The 3188-nt window shown below is 47.5% G+C and carries 3 protein-coding genes; all 3 read right to left on the bottom strand.

The window, feature by feature from the left end; all coding sequences use genetic code 11:
• A partial coding sequence (locus HKN88_09860) for an AMP-binding protein (protein NNC98362.1) occupies window positions 1–1222 on the bottom strand: 1222 nt, incomplete at its 3' end.
• Complete coding sequence (locus HKN88_09855; GenBank protein ID NNC98361.1) at window positions 1219–1806, bottom strand: hypothetical protein; 588 nt, start codon at window positions 1804–1806, stop codon at window positions 1219–1221. The genes HKN88_09855 and HKN88_09860, both read right to left, overlap by 4 nt.
• Window positions 1803–3047 carry a sterol desaturase family protein gene (locus tag HKN88_09850; GenBank protein ID NNC98360.1) on the bottom strand — a complete coding sequence of 415 codons (1245 nt, stop codon included), beginning with the start codon at window positions 3045–3047 and terminating at the stop codon, window positions 1803–1805. Before HKN88_09850 ends, HKN88_09855 begins: the two co-directional genes overlap by 4 nt.
• Between the last annotated feature and the right edge of the window lie 141 nt (window positions 3048–3188).

Here is a 3188-nt window from a genome sequence, read left to right as displayed (position 1 = left end):
CATCCAGAATGGATTGTTCCAGACGATAATATTGCTTGGCAACGGCTGGCCCTTTGACCATCAATTTGCCAAAGGCTTTACCGTCACGCGGCAAGTCGTTGCCCGCGTCGTCAACAATTTTCATTTCAATCGAGAACGGCACGCGGCCTTGTTTGAGTTTTTGATCAATGGCTTCATCCGCACTGAAATCCTGCATACCGCTTTTGAATTTACACACCGTGCCGAGTGGCGACATCTCAGTCATGCCCCAGCCGTGAATGAATTCAACCTCATAGTCTTTTTCGAATTTCTCGATCATGTAACGCGGCGCGGCAGACCCGCCAACCAATACCCTTTTCAAGTAGGGAAGTTTTTTACCGGTGCTTTCCAAATAATTCAGCAGCATCAACCACACCGACGGAACCGCAGCGGTGGTGGAGACCTTTTCGGACTCGAGTAACTCGTAAATACTTTCACCATCCATTTTAGGGCCCGGCATGACCATTTTGGCGCCGACCATGGGACAGGCAAACGCCAAGGCCCAGGCATTAGCGTGAAACATCGGCACCACTGGCAACACCGCATCGGTGGACTTGGTGCCCAGCACGTCGCCCTGGTTCACGGTAAACGCGTGAATGATGTTGGAACGGTGCGAATACATCACGCCTTTGGGATTACCCGTGGTGCCCGAGGTGTAACACAGTCCCGACGCGTCGTTCTCATCAACCTCGACCCAGTCAAAGTCGTCATCCACATTGGCGATCCAGTCTTCAAAGGCAACCAGATCCAGCGGTGACTCCGGCAAATGTTCTTTATCGGTTAAAACGATGATCTTTTCCAGAGTCTCGAGCTTGTCGTGCACCGCTGCGATGATGGGAACAAAGCTGATGTCCACAAACAGGATCTTGTCTTCGGCGTGATTCATTATGTAGATGAGTTGCTCGGCAAACAGGCGCGGATTCAGGGTGTGATACACCGCACCACAACCGTTAATCCCGTACCAGGCTTCCAGATGCCGGTCGGTATTCCAGGCCATGGTGGCGATGCGATCACCCTTGTTCACGCCTTCAGCAACCAGTGCCTTGGCCACTTTTTTTGAGCGCGAGTAGATATCTTTGAGTGTGGTTCTGCGAATTGGCCCCTCAACACTGCGGGTGACCAACTCGCGTTCGCCATGTTCTCTGGCGGCGTGATCGATTACTCTGTTTACCGTTAATGACCAATCTTGCATTAAACCTTTCATTGTTCACTCCTGATATTAATTTTTTGATCTTCTGTTTGTTTGAAATGTAGAACTAATACTACCAAGGAAACCGACAGGAGCAAATGCATCCAGTCGACTGCCAATAATCCTAAAACGTTTTTTTGTGCGCCAAGTACAGCCAATGCGACTACCAATAAAACTCCGGCTATGAATACCAGCCATTGTTTTCGCCACAATCCGGCCAACAGGATTACAAGTGCTGAAATTAATGCACAAATAGTTCGCCACAGGGTAAATTCACCAATCGTCACCAGCATCACGCCGATAAAAGCCATAATAAAACTGAATATACTCATATAGCGCAGGGTTTTACTCACGGGTCCAGTTGGCCAAACCATTGTGACGGCCAACAACGGTAAAGCCACACAGGATGACAACATGGCCAACAAGGCATGCAGTTCCGGCAGAGGTAAAATTCCGGAAAACTTCAGTAAACCCAGTAAGGCGGCCAAACCGATTAGAACCAAAACCATTAGCAAAGCTTTCTGGGTTCGATCGGATACCCAAAATCCATACAGGCAAATCGAAAGCAAAATACCTTCAGTGACGACCAGGGAATTCATGCCGGAATTTCGACAGTACTATCACGTGTTTGGCGTTCTTCTTTGTATAAATAAACATGTGCAATAATAAAAAGGATCATTCCCGTGATCGCCAAAACCAGACCAGACATGCTGACTTCTGAGAACCACCAATTTGCGATCAATGCACAAAATACCGAGATGCCTCTGAATATATCCAGATTTCGTATCAGTCGTTTGTTTTCCAGAACGCCGCCAATACAAAAAGCCTGTAGCCCGATCAAACAGCCGTAGGCGATTCTTGGCCAAACCGGCATACTGTAGGCAATGGTCAAAAAATGGTAAAAGAACACACTCAGACTCAAATAGGATACCCAGGTGTAAAAACTTTGTGCCGGACTTGTTTGGGTGTCGTACTTTTGAAACTCGGTCGGCTCAAACTGTGTTTTTACCACAGCACCGGTTTCTGGCTCCCATCCGGGTGGTCCAAATAATCGCATTAACTTGTTTTTCCAGCCTTTGGTCTCTGCAAATGAAGAGAAAACCTTGTTAAACACAAAAAGATTGGCCCAGACTGGATTCCAGCTTTTTACCTTGCTGCGTATACCGTATATGACCGGCTCTTGATCCTGCTCCTCGGCGTAAGTGCCAAACAGTCGGTCCCACAAGATCAGGGTCGCGCCATAATTCTTGTCTATGCAGTAACTATTCTGCCCGTGGTGCACACGATGATTGGATGGTGAGACAAATACACGGTCAAACCAGCCCATTTTCGGGATCAGTTCGGTATGCACCCAGTATTGATAGAACAAACTGGCAAATGAGGTGACCACAAAAACAAACCACGGAATGCCAAGCACCGCCATGGGAAGATAAAAGATCCAGTTATAAAACACCGTGGTGGCCGACTGGCGCATGGCCGTGGACATATTAAAATATTCACTGGAATGATGCACACTGTGTGCGCCCCACAGCAGATTGATCTCGTGCCCGGCACGGTGCATCCAGTAATAGAAGAAATCATACAATATGAACGCGAGTATCCAGGCAAGTGGATCGGTATTCTGAAAATCGATCTGACCGACCTTGGTTTCCAAAATCGCGTAGATTCCGAATGTGACCAGTTTAACCAAGCCGCGAATGAACTCGCTGATATAACCGATGCTGATGCTGGTAATGGCATCGTTGAGTCGATACACCTGTCGTTTGATCAGCTTCGATGCTACTAACTCTGCAACAATCAGGAGTAGAAAAACCGGTAAGACATACAGTACTGCGTTCATATCCTAAAGACCTTTCTAGTCCGGTAAACAGGGAAAAAATGTTTCTACCTGATTGGGCATCAGATAACGGGTTTTTGGCATGTAAGGTCCCATAACTTTTTCCAGATCCGCTTGTTTGTCTACTTTGGTGATGGAGTGTTT

It is taken from the genome of Gammaproteobacteria bacterium (genome assembly GCA_013001575.1).
In the GTDB taxonomy this organism is placed as follows: domain Bacteria; phylum Pseudomonadota; class Gammaproteobacteria; order Steroidobacterales; family JABDMI01; genus JABDMI01.
This window is presented reverse-complemented; position numbering and strand designations above follow the sequence as displayed.

Coding starts and splice junctions, on each gene's coding strand:
- HKN88_09855 (NNC98361.1), bottom strand. CDS start 1,806: ATGAATTCCCTGGTCGTCACTGAAGGTATTTTGCTTTCGATTTGCCTG.
- HKN88_09850 (NNC98360.1), bottom strand. CDS start 3,047: ATGAACGCAGTACTGTATGTCTTACCGGTTTTTCTACTCCTGATTGTT.